Source organism: Mariniradius saccharolyticus AK6 (genome assembly GCF_000330725.2).
GTDB lineage: Bacteria > Bacteroidota > Bacteroidia > Cytophagales > Cyclobacteriaceae > Mariniradius > Mariniradius saccharolyticus.
Map to the genome: position 1 here is coordinate 237847 of NZ_AMZY02000007.1, position 22037 is coordinate 259883.

18 protein-coding genes are annotated in these 22037 nt (G+C 46.1%); 11 read left to right on the top strand and 7 right to left on the bottom strand.

Annotation, left to right across the window (positions count from 1 at the left end):
- Position 1: 1 nt before the first annotated feature.
- Positions 2–223: a DUF2795 domain-containing protein gene (locus C943_RS06405; protein WP_008625540.1), complete on the top strand. Its 222-nt coding sequence runs from the start codon at positions 2–4 to the stop codon at positions 221–223.
- A 38-nt stretch (positions 224–261) separates the two neighbouring features.
- On the opposite strand, the gene C943_RS06410 is transcribed toward C943_RS06405, so the two are convergent.
- From C943_RS06410 to queA, 5 genes are all read right to left on the bottom strand, one after another.
- Positions 262–996 carry a LytR/AlgR family response regulator transcription factor gene (locus tag C943_RS06410; RefSeq protein WP_008625541.1) on the bottom strand — a complete coding sequence of 245 codons (735 nt, stop codon included), beginning with the start codon at positions 994–996 and terminating at the stop codon, positions 262–264.
- Positions 971–2035, bottom strand: coding sequence for a sensor histidine kinase (locus C943_RS06415; protein WP_008625542.1), 1065 nt, complete (start codon positions 2033–2035; stop codon positions 971–973). Before C943_RS06415 ends, C943_RS06410 begins: the two co-directional genes overlap by 26 nt.
- Before the next feature lie 3 nt (positions 2036–2038).
- Positions 2039–2824, bottom strand: coding sequence for a LiaF transmembrane domain-containing protein (locus tag C943_RS06420; RefSeq protein WP_008625543.1), 786 nt, complete (start codon positions 2822–2824; stop codon positions 2039–2041).
- Between the two features lie 129 nt (positions 2825–2953).
- Positions 2954–3634 carry a 2-C-methyl-D-erythritol 4-phosphate cytidylyltransferase gene (locus C943_RS06425; RefSeq protein ID WP_008625544.1) on the bottom strand — a complete coding sequence of 227 codons (681 nt, stop codon included), beginning with the start codon at positions 3632–3634 and terminating at the stop codon, positions 2954–2956.
- Between the two features lie 107 nt (positions 3635–3741).
- Positions 3742–4791, bottom strand: a complete 1050-nt coding sequence (queA, locus tag C943_RS06430; protein ID WP_040479309.1) for a tRNA preQ1(34) S-adenosylmethionine ribosyltransferase-isomerase QueA — start codon at positions 4789–4791, stop codon at positions 3742–3744.
- A 125-nt stretch (positions 4792–4916) separates the two neighbouring features.
- Between queA and C943_RS06435 the strand changes: the two genes are divergently transcribed.
- Positions 4917–6161 (top strand): ABC transporter permease, encoded by a 1245-nt coding sequence (locus C943_RS06435; RefSeq protein WP_008625557.1) that lies wholly within the window; start codon positions 4917–4919, stop codon positions 6159–6161.
- Between the two features lie 56 nt (positions 6162–6217).
- Here C943_RS06435 and recA read toward each other — a convergent pair whose 3' ends face one another.
- Positions 6218–7246, bottom strand: coding sequence for a recombinase RecA (gene recA / locus C943_RS06440; RefSeq protein WP_008625559.1), 1029 nt, complete (start codon positions 7244–7246; stop codon positions 6218–6220).
- Positions 7247–7424: 178 nt separating this feature from the next.
- On the opposite strand from recA, the gene C943_RS06445 reads away from it, so the two are divergent.
- The 8 genes from C943_RS06445 (at position 7425) to tsf (ending at position 13800) form a co-directional block, all read left to right on the top strand.
- A complete protein-coding gene (locus C943_RS06445) occupies positions 7425–8213 on the top strand; it encodes a DUF3108 domain-containing protein (protein ID WP_008625571.1) in 789 nt (262 codons plus the stop codon).
- A gap of 150 nt (positions 8214–8363) precedes the next feature.
- Positions 8364–9053, top strand: coding sequence for a response regulator transcription factor (locus tag C943_RS06450; RefSeq protein WP_008625577.1), 690 nt, complete (start codon positions 8364–8366; stop codon positions 9051–9053).
- 4 nt (positions 9054–9057) lie between these two features.
- Entirely contained in the window at positions 9058–10134 is a 1077-nt protein-coding gene (locus C943_RS06455) for a sensor histidine kinase (RefSeq protein ID WP_008625578.1), read from the top strand.
- 166 nt (positions 10135–10300) lie between these two features.
- Complete coding sequence (locus C943_RS06460) at positions 10301–11011, top strand: RluA family pseudouridine synthase (RefSeq protein WP_008625596.1); 711 nt, start codon at positions 10301–10303, stop codon at positions 11009–11011.
- Between the two features lie 121 nt (positions 11012–11132).
- Entirely contained in the window at positions 11133–11576 is a 444-nt protein-coding gene (gene rplM / locus C943_RS06465; RefSeq protein WP_008625597.1) for a 50S ribosomal protein L13, read from the top strand.
- An 11-nt stretch (positions 11577–11587) separates the two neighbouring features.
- On the top strand, positions 11588–11974 hold the full coding sequence (gene rpsI, locus C943_RS06470) for a 30S ribosomal protein S9 (protein WP_040479313.1): 387 nt from the start codon (positions 11588–11590) through the stop codon (positions 11972–11974).
- Positions 11975–12015: 41 nt separating this feature from the next.
- Positions 12016–12777, top strand: coding sequence for a 30S ribosomal protein S2 (gene rpsB / locus C943_RS06475; protein WP_008625601.1), 762 nt, complete (start codon positions 12016–12018; stop codon positions 12775–12777).
- Between the two features lie 192 nt (positions 12778–12969).
- Positions 12970–13800, top strand: a complete 831-nt coding sequence (gene tsf, locus C943_RS06480; RefSeq protein ID WP_008625602.1) for a translation elongation factor Ts — start codon at positions 12970–12972, stop codon at positions 13798–13800.
- Positions 13801–13899: 99 nt separating this feature from the next.
- Here tsf and C943_RS06485 read toward each other — a convergent pair whose 3' ends face one another.
- The gene (locus tag C943_RS06485; RefSeq protein WP_008625604.1) at positions 13900–15354 is read right to left on the bottom strand and encodes an arylsulfatase; all 1455 of its coding nucleotides are present in this window, start codon (positions 15352–15354) and stop codon (positions 13900–13902) included.
- Positions 15355–15763: 409 nt separating this feature from the next.
- Between C943_RS06485 and C943_RS06490 the strand changes: the two genes are divergently transcribed.
- Positions 15764–21952: a S8 family serine peptidase gene (locus C943_RS06490; protein WP_157198454.1), complete on the top strand. Its 6189-nt coding sequence runs from the start codon at positions 15764–15766 to the stop codon at positions 21950–21952.
- The last annotated feature ends 85 nt before the right edge of the window (positions 21953–22037 follow it).

The window sequence follows — 22037 nt, forward strand, 5'->3', positions numbered from 1 at the left end:
TATGTATTGGACATTAGAACTTGCGTCTTACCTGGAAGATGCGCCATGGCCCGCGACAAAAGACGAGTTGATCGACTACGCAATCCGTTCCGGTGCTCCTTTGGAAGTTGTAGAAAACCTCCAAGAACTAGAGGATGACGGCGAACCGTACGAAAACATTGAAGAGATTTGGCCGGATTATCCGACGAAAGACGACTTCTTCTTCAACGAGGATGAATATTAAAAAAGCCCGACTTCGGGCTTTTCCTTTTTTTGACAGGTTTACAATCCCAGAACAGACTTCAACTTAGGATAGCCTGTCTTGCTAACGGGCACCGTTTCCCCCCCTCTCAACTTCAACATATACCCTTCCTTTTCATACGGCTCAATTTTTGTGATTTCGCCGATATTGACCATGTAGGACCGATGAACCCTCACGAATGAATCGGGCGGCAGGGATTTTTCAAAATAGGAAAGTGTCTTGTTTTTCAGGAATTTCCCCTCTTTGGTGAAAATATTGACGTAATCGTCATTGGCCTCGAGGTATTTGATTTCGGGTACCGGGATGATCTTAATCTCGTTTTTCACCTTGAGAACGACCCGCTGCGCAGCCTCTTGATGGGTTCGCTCCTCGGATTCAAGCATCTCTTTCAGCGCCACTGTTTGCTCCAACTGTAGAAATTTCTCAATGGATTTTGCAAATCGTGCTTTGGAAAAAGGCTTGAGCAGATAATCCACTGCATGGGTATCAAAGGCCTTGAGGGCATATTGGTCAAATGCGGTCGTGAAAATTACAGCCGGCGCATCTTCCACCAATTCGAGCAATTCGAAACCATTCAGTTTCGGCATCTGCACATCCAAAAACATCAGGTCGGGCTTCGAGGTCTGCAATGCCTTGAGCCCTTCAAAGCCATCATGGCAAACTTTGATGATTTCAAATTGGGGATAATCCGCCAAGTATTCTTTGACGATTTCTGTAGCCAAAGGCTCATCATCCACTATGAGTACTTTGAACATAGTATTGGGGTATTTTTAAAGTTACCAAAAACTCGTTTTGATGGGTTTGGGTCGACAGCAAATCCGCTCTGCCAAACAGGAGGTACAAGCGTCGTTTCACTGATTCCAAACCAAATCCCTCGCCAGTCGGCTTTCCTCCCATGGACGGATCGAATGGATTGGAAACGCGCACCTGCAGATCGTTTCCAATCTTGGCAAAGGCGAGGCTGATTTGCACCTCCCCCGTGATACCGTATAGTCCGTGCTTGATGGCATTCTCCAGAAGTGGCTGCACCATCAGCGGCGGGAGTTTCATCGAGAGGCTATTTTCATCTACTTTGAAAACGACCGAAAGACGATGTCCAAATCTGACTTTCTCGATATCAAGGTACAACTCGAGGTAATTCCTTTCTTCTTCCACGGACAACCATTTTCGGTCGTCCTTCTTGATCGTTCCCCGGAGGAAATCCGCCAATTGCAAGACCATTTCCCGGGCTTTGTCGGGTTGGCTTTTGACAAGCGCACTGATGGAATTGAGGCTGTTAAAAAGGAAATGCGGCTGAAGTTGCTGGCGCAAATGGAAAAGCTCAGCCTCCTTTGCCATCTGGGCAATTTTCTCCTGGCGCTCCTTGGTTTTTATTTGATCGTCAACTTTTCCATAAAAAACCAAGATCGTCGACCAAGCCAGACTGATGAGGATAAAGAACATCAGCCGAATAGGATACGAAAACGCCACCATTTCAAGGTACCCTGAATTATTTGCCATCAGCCACTGCATCAGATAGCTGCCTAAAAATGTCAGCACCACTGACAGCATGACTGACAGCAAAACGACAAGCCACCACTCAGAGCTCTTCGGTACATAAAACCGAAAGACATTCTCCAGCATCGTCAAACCTATGAGCAAAAGGACGATAACAACCGCGCTATCTGTCAATGCCAATGAAATTGGATAGCCGTAGTGCTGCAGGAGAAAAACTATGGCCGTCATCCCAAGGAGGATGACAGCCAAGGCCTTTAGCCAAATCAGACTCTTCGCAAAAATGATGTCCCGGATCACTGTTTAGAAGGATTTGATTTCAAGGCCTCCGAAGATGATCGAGCCGTAGATTTTCAACACCTTGGTAGAATCCGCCACGTTGGGGTTGTACATGCGCTTGTCCTCGATCCCTGCGAAGATATTGGACACGTTGATCTGCAGGTCCCAATGTGGTGGCACCACCAATTTCACCCCACCGAAAGCTACTTCCACATTGAGAATGGCGCCGTCAGCGATATCCGCCTGCGAAAGGTCAATCTCGGTGCCACCGAATATTGCGGAGGTCTTGCCTCCCCTGAAGTTTTTGGATAGTACCCGCTTTTGTATCCCCGTAAAGAGTGCCTGCGCATTCAAGACATCTCCCGTTTCAACAAAAGTCCCATTTCGGAAAGTACTGGTTCCTTCACCTCCTGCATTTGGGTCGGATGGATTGCTGACATTTTTTTGGTAGGACTTGAAAAAATCCTCGTTGAACATCTTGTCATTGCGTTGCTTTTTGGCAATCAGGTAAAGGCCCAAGAGTATCAAGCCCGCTGGAATCAAAAATGGTTCGAATTCAACCGGGAAACCGAAATTCTTTTTTACCAAGAAGAATGAACCAAAAAGAATCATGAACACTCCGAATCCGCTTTGGTACTTGTTTTTTACCAAGCTTACCACACCAATGGCGATAAGGATCATTGGCCAGGTGAATACCCAAGATGGGAACCAAATACCGAGGGCTTTGAGCAAAAGCACACCACCGATGATGAGAATCACGATACCTGCCGTGATGTCGTTGTTTCCGGAATTGAATTTACGTTTTGACATGGTCTTTAAAATTAGGTTTTTGTTTCAGATGATGTGTCAAAACTAGGCCGATCGCCTCCGAAATCTGAGTGGGATTAGGCAATCACCGACCAAAACTCGGTGAACACCACGATTTAATCGGTAAAAAAATCAGTGTCCGGTCTTACTTGCCAAGTACTCGGCGAAATCCATGTCCTCCGGCGTTGTAATTTTGATGTTTTCGGCATTTCCCGAAATCAAAGTCACCTGCCATCCCTGATGCTCATACACCGTGGCATCATCGGTGAAATGCACCAACTCCGGCACCTGAAAAGCCTTTTTTATTTTTGCCAAGTGAAAAGTCTGTGGGGTTTGGACCAAGCGGAAGTATTGCCTTTCTTGAAAAAATGACTTCCCGTCATCGGAAAGCCTCCGGATCGAATCCTTCAACGGGACTACCGCAATCGCCGACCCTGTCTTTTCTGCAACTTCAAAACTCTCCCGAATCACCTCATGCCTAACAAATGGGCGTACGCCGTCATGAATTGCCACCAGCCCTACTTCTGAATTGATCGCGTCAAGGCCATTTTTAACTGATTGAAAACGACTTTTTCCGCCCCCGACCAAACGATGCGGAATGGTGAATTTGTAATCCAATATTAATGATTCCCAAAAGTCAAAATCAGCAGGCGGAATTACCAAAATTAATTCCACATCGGGAACCGCATCCCGGAACCGCTCTAGGGTATGCATCAAAATGGGCTTCCCCGCTACAGGAAGGTACTGCTTGGAAATGGGCGCCCCCATTCTTTTTCCGCTGCCACCGGCGACTATCAGTGCAAATTTCTTCATACTTGTTCTTTTTGGCGCAAAGCTATCTTTTTACATCTCGCCTTATTTTATCCAAAAATGATCGAATTGTGAACAATAAAAAAGGGCCCTTTCGAGCCCTTCATTTTTTAGAGGATCAACATCGCGTCCCCGTAGGAGAAGAACCTGTATTTTTCCTTGATTGCTTCTTTGTAGGCCTTCATCACCAAATCGTATCCGCCAAAGGCAGCCACTGTCATCAGCAACGTAGATTCAGAAAGGTGGAAGTTGGAAATCAAGGCGTTTGCAATCTTGAAATCATAGGGAGGGATGATAAATTTATCGGTCCAGCCTTTGCTGATTTTTAGTCTGGCATTCGCGGTTACGGAAGATTCCAGGGTCTTCAAGGAAGTCGTACCGACGGCAACTACTCGCTTTTTATTATCCAAGGCTTCGTTGACCAAGTCGACGGTCTTCTGTGGGATATCGTAATTTTCAGAATCCATCTTGTGCTTGGTCAGATCTTCCACATCTACCTGCCTAAATGTCCCCAAGCCCACATGCAATGTAATAGGCGTGACGTCCACTCCCCTCAGCTCCAAGCGCTTCAGCAAATGCGGCGTAAAGTGCATGCCTGCTGTTGGGGCCGCGACAGCACCGACGTGCTTCGCAAAAATTGTCTGATACCTATCCCTGTCTTCTGCTTCGATTTTCCTTTCGATATATTCTTTCAACAAAGGAGTCTCGCCTAGGCTGTCGATAGTCTTATAAAATTCTTCATCCGAACCATCAAAGAGAAACCTTATGGTTCTTCCTCTGGAGGTTGTATTGTCGATTACTTCAGCCACCAAGTCGGAGTCACCGAAATACAGCTTATTGCCAACCCTGATTTTCCGTGCAGGATCCACCAATACATCCCAAAGCCTCAAGTCTTGATTGAGTTCCCTCAACAGGAACACCTCTATCTTCGCGCCTGTCTTTTCCTTATTTCCATACAACCTCGCAGGAAATACCTTCGTATCGTTGATCACGAACACGTCGCCGTCTCCGAAGTATTCAATGATATCCTTGAAAACCCGATGCTCAATTTGCCCGGTTTTTTTGTGGACTACCATCAAACGGGATTCGTCTCTGTTGGGTGTTGGGTAAAGGGAGATGAGTTTTCTGGGGATGTCTAATTTAAAGTCGGATAACTTCATATGGTGAATGAGTAGGGTATGCTATGTTGATTAATCTTTCTTTAATATTTAAAAAGTGCAAAGTTAAAAATAAAAATCCCCAATTCTACTTATATTGCTGATTAGTTTTTAAACAAACCAACTACGTGCAATTTATCAACCTCGTGTGGGAAAGTATCCGCTTCGCGATGCAGGCCCTCAAATCAAACCTCACCCGCACCGTGCTATCCCTGCTCGGGGTTACAGTCGGGATTTTTGCGATCATCGCAGTATTCACCTTGGTGGATTCCTTGGAGAAAAACATCAAATCCAGCTTCACCTTTCTGGGAACGAATGTCGTCACTGTCAACCGATTCTTTTTTGTCGGTGGACCGGATTATCCATGGTGGAAGTTTATCCGAAGGCCGTATAATACCTATTCCGAATACCTTTTTTTGAGGGAAAATCTCAAAAACAGTGAAGCGGTTTCCTTTTCAGCCTCTGCCAATACTACTGTGCAGCAAGCCAGCAATGCCTTCCAAGGTGCCGACCTTACAGGAATCACATATACTTACCAAGATGTATACGATCTTCCTCTGCAGTCCGGACGGTTTTTCACTGAGTCCGAAATAAGCTCTGCGCGGAATGTGGCGCTGATTGGGACCAAGATCGCAAGTACGCTTTTCCCAGGTACTGATGCGCTTGGAAAAGAAATCAAGATCAAGGGCAGGAAGTTTGTCGTCGTTGGTATTTTTGAGGAAGAGGGCGAGGGCCTTTTCGAAATCGCATCCAAGGACCAAGCGATCATGATACCTTATTTTAGTTTCACGAAGCTCTTCTTTGTCGGAAAGAATGGCATCGAACCGAGTATCGCGGTCAAGGGCTTGGAATCTGACATCGGCCTTGTTTCCTTGGAAAATGAATTGGTCGGGCTAATGCGGGCCAAAAGGGGCTTAAAGCCTGCCGAAGAAGACAATTTCTCGCTCAACAAATCCGAGTTTTTGATGGATACTATCGGTTCGGTATTTGACGTAATCTCGGGTGCGGGCTGGGTGATTGGTGGATTTTCGATCCTCGTGGGTGGCTTCGGGATCGCCAACATCATGTTTGTCTCCGTGAGAGAAAGGACCAATATCATAGGTATCCAAAAATCACTCGGCGCAAAAAACTACTTCATCCTGTTCCAGTTCCTGTTTGAAGCGATTTTCCTAAGCCTTATTGGAGGTTTTGCAGGTCTACTGATCGTATATGCATTGACATTTATTCAACTTGGCTCGCTCGAGCTGATACTCTCACTCAAAAACATCGTCTTGGGAATCGGGATTGCATCCGTGATTGGACTCGTTTCCGGTTTGGTTCCAGCAATAGTGGCAGCAAGACTTGACCCTGTCGAGGCGATCCGCGCGACCTAGAAAGAAAAAGGCTCCGATTTGGAGCCTTTTTGGTTTCTAATATCGAGGTAAAAGAATCAATCTTCGCCCTTTTCTTCCTTTAATTTTGCACCCAGTCCTGCCTTTTCCTTGATTCTTCTTTCCAATTCTTCCGCCAACTCAGGATTGTCAAGCAATAGTTCCTTGACGGCATCACGGCCTTGGCCAAGCTTGTTGCCATCGTAGGAAAACCAAGAACCTGCCTTCTTGATTATCTCAAACTCGACACCGAGGTCGATGATTTCACCTACTTTGGATATGCCTTCTCCATACATGATGTCAAACTCCACGACTTTGAAAGGCGGCGCAACTTTGTTTTTCACGACCTTCACCTTAGTTCGGTTACCAACCACGTTGTCCGCACCTTCCTTAATTTGACCGATTCTTCGGATATCCAATCGGACAGATGCATAGAATTTCAAGGCATTACCGCCCGTGGTAGTCTCTGGGTTACCGAACATCACGCCTATTTTGTCACGCAGCTGGTTGATAAAAATACAGGCACAGCCGGTCTTGTTGATCGCCCCGGTAAGTTTTCTGAGCGCTTGGGACATCAACCTAGCTTGCAGTCCCATCTTGCTTTCGCCCATTTCACCTTCAAGTTCGCCTTTGGGCACCAATGCCGCCACGGAGTCGATGACGATGATGTCGATAGCCCCTGAACGAATCAGGTGCTCGGCAATTTCCAATGCCTGTTCGCCGTTATCCGGCTGTGAGATCAGCAGATTTTCGGTATCGATACCCAATTTCTCTGCATAGGTTTTGTCAAACGCGTGCTCGGCATCAATAAAGGCCGCAAGTCCGCCAGCTTTCTGTGCCTCGGCAATGCAGTGCATGGTCAAGGTTGTCTTACCGGATGATTCTGGACCATAGATTTCGATTACCCTTCCCCTTGGTATACCGCCCACTCCCAATGCCATATCCAAACCCAAGGAACCCGTAGAGATCGCAGGTACATCCTGCACAGTATTGTCACTGAGTTTCATGACGGTACCTTTCCCGTAGGTTTTCTCGAGTTTGTCGATGGTAAGCTGCAGCGCTTTTAGCTTTTCTGTATTTGCGTTCATATTATTAATTTAACGTTTCGATGATTTGAATAATTAAAATTAAAGACGGATACTTGGGATACCAACCCATGCTGTCAGTGCTTCGTATTTTGTTGTTGGAAGCAATAAATTGGCTACCTTAATCCGTTGCTAATATTGTAAGAAGATTTGAGATGCTTTCGACAGAAGTTTTAATTTAATGAAAAACTACCTGAAAAAGTCAGCAATTGTCGTAATTATTTTTTTAGGCTACCTGCACGTCTGCCAGGCGCAGAAAAACAATTCGTTCAGGGAAGGAGAGGAATTATTGTTCAAGGTATCCTATGGTTTTTTTGATGCTGCAGAGGCGAGAATGGTTGTGCAAAAGAAAATTGTGCCGTTTAACGACAAGCCCTCTTATAAAATAGATGTGTACGGCCAGACCTTGGGGATTTTCAAGCTTTTCTATGTCAATGACAATTGGGGAAGTTATGTAGATACCGCTTATATCATTCCCCATCATTCGTACCGATTTATCGAAGAGGGACGGTATAAGAAGAATGAAAGGGTCACCTTCGACCATCAAAATAAACAGGCCGTGGTGAAGCTTTTTGACCGGGATGACAAGGAAGTGGTAGAAACGAAGCAGTTTCCAATCCCTGCCAACGTGCAGGATATCGTCAGTGGGTTTTACCATCTCCGCACGATGGATATGAAAAAATTCAAAAAGGGGGATTTGATCACCTTGACCGGCTTTTTTGACAAGGAAGTCTACACGATCAAGATGCAATACAAAAGGAAGGAAAAAATCGAGACCAATATCGGCACTTTCGAAGCTTATGTTTTGTCACCGATTATTCCTAAAAACAAGCTTTTCCGGGGGGAACAACCAGTCACCGTTTGGGTGTCTGACGACATGAATAAGATCCCCTTGAAGATCAAAGCCAAACTGGTTGTGGGTTCCCTCGATATGGAAATCATGGATGCAAAAGGCCTGAGAAACAATTGATTCATCATTTGTTAACAATGGAATAATATTACCCCTCCCAAAAAAAATTTTCTGTTGTATTTGGCCATGTCAGCCTCCCTCAGACACCATCTTGTTTTGCCGTTCTTTAAATTAGCATCATATTAGCCTAATAAAAACCACAATCTACCCATGGGTGACAAGCAAAAAGTCAAGGTATTGGTCGTCGACGACGAACCGGATATCGTGGACCTACTTACTTACAACCTCAAAAAAGAAGGTTACGAGGTGGAATCCGCGGAAGATGGCGTGAAGGCAGTGAAGATCGCAGGCAAATTCCAGCCCGACGTGATTCTGCTTGATATCATGATGCCCATCCAAGACGGTGTGGAGACCTGCCGCCAACTGAGGGAGATACCTGAGCTGAAAGGCACCTTTATCATTTTCCTGACGGCCCGGGCGGAGGAGTACTCCGAAATTGCTGCGTTCGACGTCGGAGCGGACGATTACATTACCAAGCCGATCAAGCCCCGGGCTTTGATGAGTCGAATCGCGGCCTTGTTCAGGCGGGAATCCAAAAAAGAGCAGGAACTTACGCAGATCAAGATCAAAGATCTGATCATAGACCGCACGAGCTACACGATCGACAAAAGCGGCAAAACGATCACCCTTCCCAAAAAAGAATTCGAACTGTTGTATTTTCTGGCAAAAAACCCGAATATGGTTTTCAGTAGGGATGATCTTTTGCAGAATATCTGGGGAGCGGATGTCTTTGTCCTAGCTAGGACGGTTGATGTGCATATCCGCAAAGTCAGGGAAAAAATCGGCGAAGATTATATCACTACTGTCAAAGGAGTAGGGTATAAATTCGATCTGAACTAACTGCATGTTTACCACTTCAAGGGGGATTTCTTTGGTGTTGGCCTTGGCTATATCAGCCTTGACAGTGGCTTTTCTTTTTTTGATGGAGGATGCGACCCCTACCCTTTTGGTCGTTGCAGGTGGAATCTCTTTCTCCGTCTCGTATATTCTGATCAATGTGACGCTCGAGTTCCTCATTTTCAAGGAAATAGCCAATATCTACAGCGTCTTGGAGAAAATCCAAAAAAAGGACTACTCCGCCGTCACGGACAAGTCCGACAGCCTGTCGATTTCCCCGCTCAAAAAGATCAACAAAACAATCAACACCTACGCACAGGCAAAAAACAAGGAGATCGAAACCCTTCAGAAAAACGCCGAATTCCGAAGGGAATTTATCGCCGATATCTCCCACGAACTCAAGACTCCGATTTTTGCAGCGCAAGGGTATATCCATACGCTCCTCGATGGTGCTGTGGATGACAAATCCGTCCGGCTGAAGTTCCTCAAGCGCGCTGCGAAAAGCCTAAATTCGCTCGACAAACTTGTCCACGACCTCCTCACGCTCAACCAAATGGAAAGCGGGGAGATCAAGTTCAATTTCGAAAAATTTGACCTGCGGGAAATGATCCACGAGGTCATCGAAGACATGGAACACAAAGCCTCTAAACGACAGGTGCTGATCCGCTTTTTCTATGACAAGGAAAAAACCTTCATCACCCATGCCGACAAGGACAAGATCTTTCGGGTCTGCCAAAACCTCATCTCCAACGCCATCAAGTACAACAATGACGGAGGCGAGGTCGAAGTCCACCTCAAGCCCCACAAAAACCACATCACCGTCGAAGTCAAGGACAACGGCAAAGGCATCCCGCCCGAGGATATCAAAAGGATATTTGAGCGGTTTTACAGGGTAGAAAAAAGCCGCTCCCGCGAAATGGGTGGCACCGGCCTCGGTCTAGCGATCGTGAAGCATATCCTTGAGGGCCACAAGACCAAGATATCCGTCAGCAGCACAGTCGGCAAGGGCTCCATTTTCAGCTTTGAGTTGCCATTGGACAAAGCGGCCATGGAAGTTCCGCCCAAAGCCCCTTCAACCGTATAGTTTCTTTGATTTTTTCACTTGTTCGAAGCCATGTAGTTTTTTTTCATTGGAAGTAGGCATATCTCTACAGCCTCCTGCCCCGGGTTTTTCGCTATCAGTTTTCCAATCTGTTTTTTTTCCTCCCCGATTTCAATACCTTTGCGCGCTTATTGGGCGCGTAGGCTGCATGAAGAAGATTGACTTTCAGGAACTGATTCTGTTTGAAAACGAGGATTACCTTGTCATCAATAAGCTTCCCTATGTATCGACATTGGACGACCGTCACGAAGCGCAGAATATCCTGGACTTGGCCAGACAATACACCCCTGATGCCCAGGTGTGTCACCGGCTGGACAAAGAAACTTCAGGATGCTTGGTCATTGCCAAGCACCCCGAAGCCTACAGGAATATCGCGATTCAGTTTGAGGACAGAAAAGTGGACAAAGTCTATCATGCAGTCGTGGAAGGCATTCACGAGTACGACAACTTGCTCGTAGACCGCAATATCCACGCGACCAACAAAGGCATCGCCAAGATAACCAAGGAAGGCAAGCCGGCACAGACCTACTTCACCACGCTGCGGACTTATTACGGGCATTCCCTGATTGCCTGCAGGCCCGTGACGGGAAGGCTACACCAGATAAGGGTGCATTTGGCCCATCTGAAGACGCCTATCTGTGGAGATGAGACCTACGGCGGCAAACCACTTTATTTATCTGCCTTGAAGCGGCGGTTTAACCTTAAAAAAGATACAGAGGAATTGCCCATCATGCAGCGGGTGGCGCTCCATGCGTTTGGGATTGGATTCGAAGGATTGAAAGGAGAGCGGATAGAAGTAGAAGCTCCCTACCCCAAAGACTTTGATGTCCTGGTCAAACAGTTGGAGAAAAATCGCTAACCCAAAGAAAATGTGGGCAATAATGTGCTTTCTTTTGTTTGAAAAAGAAAATACTTCTATCTTTGTGTCCCTTTTTGAGGGTGAAGTATACATAACAAGCTAATAAACAAACATTTACACAGTGGATACATTAAGCTACAAAACCAAATCAGCGAATGCACAGACTGTAGAGAAAAAATGGATCGTAGTGGACGCCCATTCTGCAGTGCTAGGTAGATTTGCCAGTGAGGTTGCTAGAATCCTGAGGGGCAAGCACAAGCCTTATTTCACCCCTCATGTGGACTGCGGAGACAACGTGATTGTCATCAATGCAGACAAGGTAAGGCTGACCGGCAGAAAGATGGACGAGAAAGTCTATGTACGTCATACCGGTTATCCAGGCGGACAGCGGATCTCTACCCCAAGGATGTTGAAAGAAAAATCAGCTTCCATCTTGGTAGAAAAAGCCGTAAGGGGAATGCTTCCCAAAAACAGATTGGGAAGGGATTTGTACAGAAACCTGTTTGTGTACAACGGTCCTGAGCATCCACATGCCGCACAGCAACCAAAAGAAGTCAAATTTTAATCTAGCAGTTCATGGAAATCATCAACACAATCGGTAGAAGAAAGACATCTGTCGCAAGAATCTACATGAAACCCGGAAAAGGCGAGATCACGATCAACGACAGATCGATCGAGACTTATTTTCCGTTTGAGCTGCACCAGATCATTGTCAAGCAACCACTGGTGCTTGCGGGCGTGGATGGCACCTATGACATCAAGATCAACCTGGACGGCGGAGGGATCAAAGGACAAGCAGAGGCAGCCAGAATGGCTATCTCCAGAGCGCTTTGCGAATTCGATATCGCCCACAGGCCAGCCTTGAAAAAAGAAGGATTCCTTACCCGTGACCCAAGAATGGTCGAGCGTAAGAAGCCAGGACGCAGAAAAGCCAGAAGAAGATTCCAGTTCTCCAAACGTTAATTGGGACTTTATATACCCTTTACTTTCATATTTATCTATTAATGGCACAATTAGAATATAAAGACTTACTGGATGCTGGTGTTCATTTTGGACACTTGACGAGAAAGTGGGATCCAAGAATGGCGCCGTACATCTTCATGGAGAAGAACGGAATCCATATCATTGACCTCAACAAAACGCTTGTTTGCCTCGAAGAAGCATCCAACGCAATCAAGCAGATCGTTCGCTCAGGCAAAAAAGTCATGTTCGTCGCTACCAAAAAGCAGGCGAAAGACTTGGTGGCCGACGAAGCAAAAAGACTCAACATGCCTTTCGTGACCGAAAGATGGCTCGGCGGTATGTTGACCAACTTCGCCACCATCCGCAAATCCTTGAAGAAGATGTCTTCCATCGACAAGATGATGAAGGAAGATTCCTACAAGAACCTGGCGAAAAAAGAAAGACTCATGGTCAGCAGACAGCGCGAGAAATTGGAAAATGTGTTGGGCGGTATCTCCGACTTGACCAGACTTCCTGCTGCTTTGTTTGTCGTTGACATCAAGAGAGAGCACATCGCGATCTCAGAAGCACAAAAGCTTGGTATCCCTGTTTTCGCATTGGTAGATACAAACTCCAACCCCAACGAGGTGGATTTCCCTATCCCAGCCAATGACGATGCTTACAAATCAATATCCTTGCTCGTCAAAGCATTTGGTGCAGCCATCGAAGAAGGTCTCTCCGAGCGTAAAAGAGACAAAGAAGATGCGAAGCTGACCGAAGAGGAAGAAGCTAAAAGAGCTGTCGACGCCGAGACACAAGAATAATCCACTTTGATTTCATTTATTCAAAAGATTGAACATGTGGCCCCGGCCTGTGTTCAATTTTTTGTTTCTAACAGACCTTTGAGGTTTTTATCACTACAAAGGCTTTTCAGGAAATTTCCAACCTCGAAGGTCTTTGGACCTGCTGGTTGATCAAACAGACAAAAAGTTTAATCTCATAAATTGACTAAAACAATGGCAATTACTGCACAAGAAGTAAACAAATTGAGGCAAATGACCGGTGCCGGCATGATGGATTGTAAAAAAGCCCTTACAGAAGCAGAGGGTGATTTCGAAAAAGCAATCGACATCTTGAGGAAAAAAGGTCAAAAGGTATCTGCTTCCAGAGCCGACCGCGAAACCAAAGAAGGTACAATCGTCATCAAGACGAGTGCAAACGGTACCACCGGAACCTTGCTTTCATTGACCTGCGAAACAGACTTCGTGGCCAAAAACGAAGAATTCGTGGCTTTCGCAAATACTGCCTTGGATTTGGCGATCGCAAACAATGCAGCTACAGCTGCGGACGTTTTGGCGATTCCATTCGAAGGCATCACCATCGGCGAGAAAATCATCGAGCTTACCGGTAAAATCGGTGAGAAAATCGAAATCTCCCACTTCGAAGTCGTGAAGGGTGAAGCTGTAGTTCCTTACATCCACTCCAATGGCAAATTGGGCGTATTGGTTGCGTTGAAAAACGTAAACGGTGCAGCTGTGGAAGAGGCTGGCAAAGACGTGGCTATGCAGATTGCTGCCATGAACCCAGTTGCTGTTGACAAAGACGGCGTAGATGCTTCGATTGTAGAAAGAGAAATCGAAATCGGCAAAGACCAAGCGAGACAAGAAGGCAAGCCTGAGGAAATGCTCGAAAAAATCGCCCTTGGCAAATTGCAGAAGTTCTACAAAGAGAGCACTTTGCTGAGCCAAGCCTTTGTAAAGGACAACACCAAATCCATCGCACAGTACTTGGACGGCGTCAGCAAAGGCCTGACAGTATCTGCTTTCAAGCGGATCTCCATCGGTTAATTCCAAATACCCGAATAGCAAAAGAACCTCCGAAAACCCGGAGGTTTTTTTGTTTTTGTATGGGCAAATAACAAGTTCGGAAAAACCTTTACGCGTCCCTTATTCAAAAAGCGGAAAAACGGCATTCGGACGATGGGCTTCCGCGAAACGTCTATTGAACTCCGAGACCAAATCAGGGTATTGATCCGCCAGGTTTTTTGTTTCGGAAGGATCGTCGCGAAGATTGAAAATCTCCATCGTTGGATTCGGATTGTTTTTCACATTCAGTCTCACGGCTTTCCAGTCACCCATCCGAATGGCCTGCTTCCCCCCTTGCTCCACAAACTCCCAGTATAAATACTCGTGTTGAACTTGCCTCCCCTCTCCCAGTAGCGTGGGGACCATCGATATCCCATCCAACTCCGCGTCAATGGACACTCCCGCCAATTCGGCAAAAGTCGGCATCAAATCCCAAAATGCGGAAACATGGTCTGAAACCGAACCTGCTTTTATTTTTCTTGGCCAGTTGGCGATCAATGAAGTTTTGATTCCCCCTTCGTACAAATCCCGCTTGTATCCTCTGTAAATCCCATTGCTGTCAAAAAAGTCTGGATCATTGCCACCTTCTTGGTGGGGTCCGTTATCAGAGGCAAAGACGATGATTGTATTCTCCCGGATACCAAGTACTTCTAGCTTCGCAATGATTTCACCGACATGGGCATCAAGTTTTTCGACCATCGTGGCATAGGTCGCCCTGGGATGTTTGACGGATTGGTAGCCAGGGATATTGATGCCGGGTCCATAGTCCCACCCAGCTGGCGCCACAAACTCCCTTTCGTCGCCAAACCTCTCCCGATATTTCTTGAAAATCGGACTCTCCTCATCCGCAGCCAATTCCGCATGCGGGATAACCATCGGTACATACATAAAAAAAGGATTGCCGCTATTTGCCTCAATAAATTCCAAAGCGGCTTTTTGGATCACATCCGGCGCAAAAGTGGCTTTGTTTGTCCAGTCATTTCCAGGCAGGAAGACTTTCTCTGAATTCAGCCAAAGGTATTCTGGAAAATACCGATGGGCATATCGCTGGCAATTGTAGCCAAAAAACTGGTCGAACCCCTGATTGATGGGATCACCCGAAGTACCGACAAATCCCAAGCCCCATTTTCCGAACGCCCCGGTGGCATAACCAGCCCTTTTCATCATTTTGGGTAAAGTAAGTACAGAATCAGGCATGGGATGCTGTCCCTCGGGTTGTATTTCCTTGTTTCCCCTGATTGGCGTGTGGCCTGTATGCAAACCCGTCATCAGCGCAGCCCTTGATGGGGCGCACACGGTCGCGCCGGAGTAATGATTGGTGAAAAGCATCCCCTCTCGTGCCAACTTGTCCAAATTGGGTGTCTCGATCTTGGTTTGCCCCGTAACTCCCAAATCGCCATAACCCAAATCGTCGGCCAGAATGAAGATGATATTTGGCTTGACGGATTTGTTGATCTGCCGGTCTGTAGTAATTGGGTAGACATCCCAACAAATGGTCAGAAAAAAAACAAGCTGAATGAAATGTGAATTCTTCATACTAGGAATCTATAGATAAATACCTTCTTTTCAATCAAAAATATTGAAAAATGGCCCTTTCATGGTGACAATCGCAATACGCTTAGAACTTCCCAAAAAACTCTCAGGTAAATTCTTTACATAATTCAATCCAATAATCGAATAATTCTTTCCTTGATGCCATTATTGAAAAAAATCAATAAAATACCAACCTAAATCTTTATTACCTAACAATTAAATTTTTATTTGCTTGTGGGGTTATGTTTTTTTCGTACCTTTTAAAGTCTATTTTGAGTAATGAAAACTGTATTTCATTCTAAGCCAAACATGGATGTTTTTAAAAGTGCTTTACAACCCAATGAAATAAATCAGTTATCGAATGAACCCTTCGACTGTAACTTTTGAGAATTTCAACACAACCCAACTCATCATGAAAAATATCTTGTCAAAGCTGAAGTTGCTTTTCCTTTTTCTGATCGCAATAACTGAGGTGGATGGCCAAACTGTAAGGCTGGAACAAGGCCAAAACGGAGGCATCAATAAACCTGCAGTAAGTCCAGTCAACTGGGCAACAGGAAATTCCAATGAAAGCAACAGTCACTTTTTTGAGGGACAATCGATCCCCTACAGGCTTACAATTTCAAAATTGAGATCTGGCTTTCAAGGCGTTATTGAAATTGAGTGGGATACCAGAAGCAATGGGAAAAGTGCCGTTGACTACATCACAGGGTTTGACAGGATTTGCGAGGTCGTAGAGCCGGTTCCGGGTTTCCCATTCGGTTCATCGGCTTATGCCTACGCTAATATTCCCGCACCTGGTGGAAGCACGGGGATGCCACGGGAGAGTTTCAATAACATACCCTCCGAAGAACGCAGACTGGCAATCCACGGCGGTACATTTGGAGCAATCAGCTATGTTATTCAGCAGAACCCTAGTTCAACAACAGCAATTACAAGATTGAGAATAGCATTTAGAGCGACTGGCAACCTTAGCGGCAACAATAACACTGTGGTCATCGCATGGGGTGGGCATATCGCGAGCGCCGCCGATTGGGGTGAAGGTAATTCTGCTTCAAGCATCAATGGCTCACCTTATCATACCCGGGTTGTTTCATTGAATGGAAAATCTGTCGGTAGCCAAGACAGGTCAGTGCAGGCAGCCTCCACATCTGTGGATCTGGACGGGGAATGTGAAATACAAGGACCATCCGCGGTCTGCGCCGGGAATCTAGCGACCTATTCAGTGCCCGAGGGTGCAGAAAACTACCTCTGGTCAATTACTGGGGAAGGTCAAATAATGGGAGGTCAAGGATCCAATTCAATTTCGGTCAATTGGACAGGCGCGGGCACAGTCTCGGTAGAAATTACCAGCCAATCCTCTTGCGGCCCAGTGTCTTGTTCCAAATCCGTTGAACTTTCAACTCCAGCCAATTTGACTATCGAAGATGCTTTGGTATGTAGTGACGAACTCGGCGGTAGTACCGCTGTAATCGATTTGAATGATTACGCAACTACCGACCAGGGCAACTTGGTGTTCAGAAAAATTCTCCAAGATCAAAGCACAATCGAAATCCAAGATCCATCAAACTACATTGCCACCTCTGGAGATGTGATTCAGGTTGAACCCCAATCAGTCGGAGCATGTGCAGAGGAACCTGCGACTTTTTCAATTACCGTTGCTCAACGACAGACATTTGGAGTTTGTGCACCTTTCGCAGGAAAGGTTTATGACCTGATCGGATCCGAACTCACAATGCTATACAATTTATTCGATCCAGAAAATCCGGTCGAAACGAATGAGGTATATTACATTGAGGGAGCAAAAGTGCTCGTTGAGATTATTTTCAAGGACAAGTCGAACTTGCCAGCCCTGATCGGATTGTTGGAATCTCAATACCAATTTGAATTTACCTCTGATCTGATCGACATCGAGGAATTTGAAGACGATTTCATCATCGCCGGTTTCTTACCAATCGGTTTGTTGGAGCAAATCAACCAAGAAGTACTTTATATTCAGGAGATTCGGCCGGCATTTCCTCCGGTCACCAATAAGGGTATCACCACTACACAAGGGGATAAAGTGATGCGCTCTGACTTGGTCAAGTTTGGTTATTCCCATTTTGAAGGTGACCCCACCATAAATGGCACCGGTGTGAAAATCGGCGTGCTGTCAGACAGCTATGCGACCAGGACTGATGAGGGCGTAAACCCACTTGCAGTTGACATTGCAAATGGAGACTTGCCATCTGAACTTTATTTCTCCAAAGATTTGCCTAGCAGATACGGAAAGGGGACTGATGAAGGCCGTGCAATGATACAAATCATACACGATGTAGCTCCTGGTGCACAGTTGGGCTTCAGGTATGGCGTAGTAACTGCCGGGGATTTTGCGAAAGGTATTTTGGAATTGGCCGAAGCCGGCAGCGACATTATCGTCGACGACATTACCTACATCACCGAACCATTCTTCAGGGATGGACGGGTAAGCAGGGCAGTCAATCAAGTGACGTCTGACGGAGTCTCCTATTTTACCTCAGCGGGCAATTTTGGCAGCAAGTCGTTCGAAGGAACATTCAATCCTGTGGTTGACAACACGGTCAGCTTACCGTTGAACGGAGGTATTTGGCCAGAAGGGCGGGTTCACCAGTTTGCCAATGGTAGAAATACCCAATCCATCAAGGTATTCCCAGGTCAAAATGGCCCCGCGGTTTATATGATTGCCCTTCAATGGGATGACCCTTTGTTTTCAATTGAGCAACAAGGCAGTCAGTATGACTTGGATATTTATCTCAAAAACTTCCAAGGTGTACCACTTTTTGGGTTTAATAGAAACAACCAAAACGGTGATCCAATTGAAATTCTCTCATTTACAGTGACCGAGGAGACTACCGTTGAATTGCTTCTAGCGAGGGAATGCGGCAGCTGCGGCGATTTGGATTCCAATCGAGGGATCAAATTCAAATATGTCGTGTTCCGCGGGGAACTTGACCCCAACGATCCCAATGGCATCAACTCTTCTACGATCGTAGGACATGCAAATTCTGAGGGGGCTTTGACCGTAGGTGCTGTTCTTTATGCCAATACTTCGGTATTTAATTTTGACCCAAGCCTCGTGCCTGCTGGCACTCCTCCATTTACCGTAGCAACATTCTCCTCACGTGGGGGAACAACTTCCGAAAACGAGATAAGGAACAAACCGGACTTTGTGGGACCAAACGGAATAAATACAACAGTCGATCTTGGCGCGCCAAATCTTGAAAACGATGATTTCCCTAATTTCTTTGGAACCTCCGCAGCTGCGCCTCATGCAGCTGCAGTGGCGGCATTGATTAAGCAGGCAAGGGTGAAATATTATCCGACCACCAATCCTCCCGGATGGATTGGTGGTCCAGGGGTAAGCCTTCCAGCGGACATCAGACGGGTGATGTCGAGTACTTCACAGGACATGCATGAAGCGGGAGTTGATTTCAAATCTGGGTCGGGTATGGTTAGAGCTGATCGCGCCCTACTAACTTTGGCAAACCCAAATCCCGAAATCATTGCGCTGGTATATGATCAGAACACTGGCTTGGGTGAGGTTGAATTCCAACTGACAATTACAGGGAAAAACTTCAATGAATCCTCAGAGGTCTTTTTGCGTGACGAGAAACTTCCATCAACATTTGATGAAAACACTGGAAACTTGGTGGTCACTGTACCCACTTTTGAAGGTAATCCGGACATTACCGTAGTCAATAATCCGATTTCTGAGACCCAAACCGATGGAGGTACAGCTGGTCCTGTCTTCTTCTTCGACGTGATCAAAAAAACAGTAGCGATTAAACTTGACAACCAAAACAAAAAATACGGACAGGTACTTAATCCACTCACTTTCAGTATCGTAGAGCTAGCCGAGGGCAATACTTGGGTGCCTAGCGCATTGACTTTGGCTGAGATTGGGTTAACCACAGATCCAAATGACCCCAATAGCGCGCTGAGACTTCTTTCATTGTCGAGCCCTATTTTTGACCTTGGAGGAGAGTTGGCTGAGGTGGGAACATATATCATTAGGGCATCCCACCCTAGGACAGGCTTCGCATTTTCGGATTTCTACAATTACGCAGGTACGTTGGAGGCTGGTTTGATTCAGTATACTTCGGCTACGTACAGAGTTGATCCACTAGCGATTACGATCCAACCCAAAGATCTATCCATCACGTTCGGCGAATCGATATCCGACAATCTTGAATTTGAGGTAATTATTCCAGCGGAATTAATACAGGATGGAGAGAAAGTTCTCATCACCGACCCCCAAGTGATCAAAGACAAAGTGATAGAGCAGTATCTCACAGACCTTTCTTTTGCCAAACAAGCTGGAGATACCAGCCTTCCACTTGGAATATTCAATGGACGAACGATCCTCAATGAAGAGACCCTCGTGAACAAAAGCTTCATGGTTAGTGCGAGGACAATGATCAATGCCCGAACAATCATCAACGCCCGAACAATCATCAACTCTGCATTTGATGTCCCTGCGGAAGCATTTGTGGATTACCTGGACAACGAAGAGGATCAAGTCCTCAAGCCGGTTGCTATTAACGGAAGATCGATGATTAACGCAAGGACAATCCTCAACGCCCGAACCATTGTCAATGGCAGAACGATTCTAAACGGACGCAGCATAATCAATGCGAGGACAATCCTGAACGGCAGAACAATCATCAATGCCAGAACAATCCTTAATAGTACTGAGAATGGCGAAACTGAAACCACTAACAACAGTTTGGTGGTCTTTGGTGAAAAAGACCTAGACTTGGCAGTGGAAGGTGAAAATGCGGTCTTAGGCAAATTCTACGACTTTGGAGCGGAAATAGAAGGGGAAGAGGATGACTTCAATCTGGAGTTCTTCTCAATCAGTATGGTCACCGGTTCGGATGTTGGAAACCATTTCATCATCCCGGGAACCTTTGATTCCAGAAACTTCAGGACATCCTATTTGCCTGGCGGCTTAGAAATCACACCTGCCACTCTCAATGTAACAACCGAAGCGAACCCTAATCAGATCACCTTCGGAAATCCAAACCCTGTATATAGCAGTCAATTTGAAGGATTTGTTTTCAGTACTAAGTTTCGCAATCCACAAAACGAAGAGGTGGTCTTGGAAGACAATGAGGAAACTGTGGTCGAGAACATAGCCTATAAACTAGATTCAGATGGATCAGAATTCCCATCAACAGGCACCATCGCAGCTGGAAACTATTTGGTAAAACCAGAGATCACACTGGTCGAGCCTTCGAATTACGTCTTGGGTAATGTTACCAAGGGTATGCTTGCCGTCGGAAAGGCGACTCCAACTGTCCAAATTACTGGTGGAACATTTGAATTTGATGGTAATCCGAAACCAGCTACGGCAAAGGTATTTGGTGTTGGAGGTTCAAGCGATCTACTCAACTCGGATTTACTTACAATTCAATATGAAGGGACGAATGGGACATCTTATGGTCTGACGCTCAGCCCTCCATCAATGCCTGGAAACTACCTCGCAATTGCACATTATGCGGGTGACGTGAATTACACAACTGCAAATTCCGTATATACCTCTTTGACTATCATAGGCTGCGTGAATGCCGCACCAGCTATTGGAAGCTTTGCCACAGCCAAAGGTGCAGGAAGTACGGCTAGACCTGCCACCGTCCAAAGACCAGCGAACACCCAAATCGGCGATTTGCTCATAGTAGGATTGATGTTCGAAAAAGGTCAAGCGCCTTCTGTGACACCTCCAGACAATTCCTGGAAGCTGATTAGAAGGGTCAACCAAGGTAATCAGGTGGCAATGGTCACTTACTACAAAGTCATCACAAGCAACAATGAACCTGCGTCGTATGGATTCAGCATCAGCCAAAGTCCAAAATGGACAATAGGCATTACCAGGGTAACCGGGGCGGACATTGCACATCCTAACGGCCCAATCGAGGCTTCGGTCGGTGCTTCAGGATCACCATCTTTGACGGCCACCATTCCAACCATAAATACCAGTGCCTGCAATAGTATGGTAATGACCTTCTTTACTAATAAGAAAGATGCAACCTGGACGGCACCTTCTGGTTTCACCGAGGTATATGATGACCCGAATAACCAACAAGGCTTGACTTCGAACATGATGGCATTCCTTATCAAAACGGATCCTGGAGCGACCGGAAACCTAATCGGTAGGGCTTCAATTAGTGAGAATTGGGTGGCACAAGCCATTGTTATCCGTCCAAAATCCATCCCTGTCGGAACACAAAACGCCAGGATACAGGGTACAGCTGCTTCGGAAATCTTGTCGACAAACACTGAGTCGTCAGAAGCCCAAGGCGCTAAGATTGACAATCCGGCTAGCAAGCTCATCGCCTATCCAAACCCAGTCATAGACAGACTCCAAATCCAAATGAGTGGATTGGTTTCCGATTTTTCCGCACAACGGGATCTGACCGTGATTGATGCGGTAGGAAGGCAACACTCCATCGGCACCAATTGGTATCAGCAGGAAGGACGCTTAGAGCTTGACTTCTCGGGAGTCGCCGATGGTCTGTACGTCATCTCACTTAGGACTGACAAAGGCCTGCAAACCGTACGGGTGATCAAGAGATCGCGTTAGACAGGCTGAATGAAAAGAAAAAGCCAGCTCTGAGATTGGGCTGGCTTTTTTTTTGGAAAAGAATGGGATCAAATCAGAACTTCAT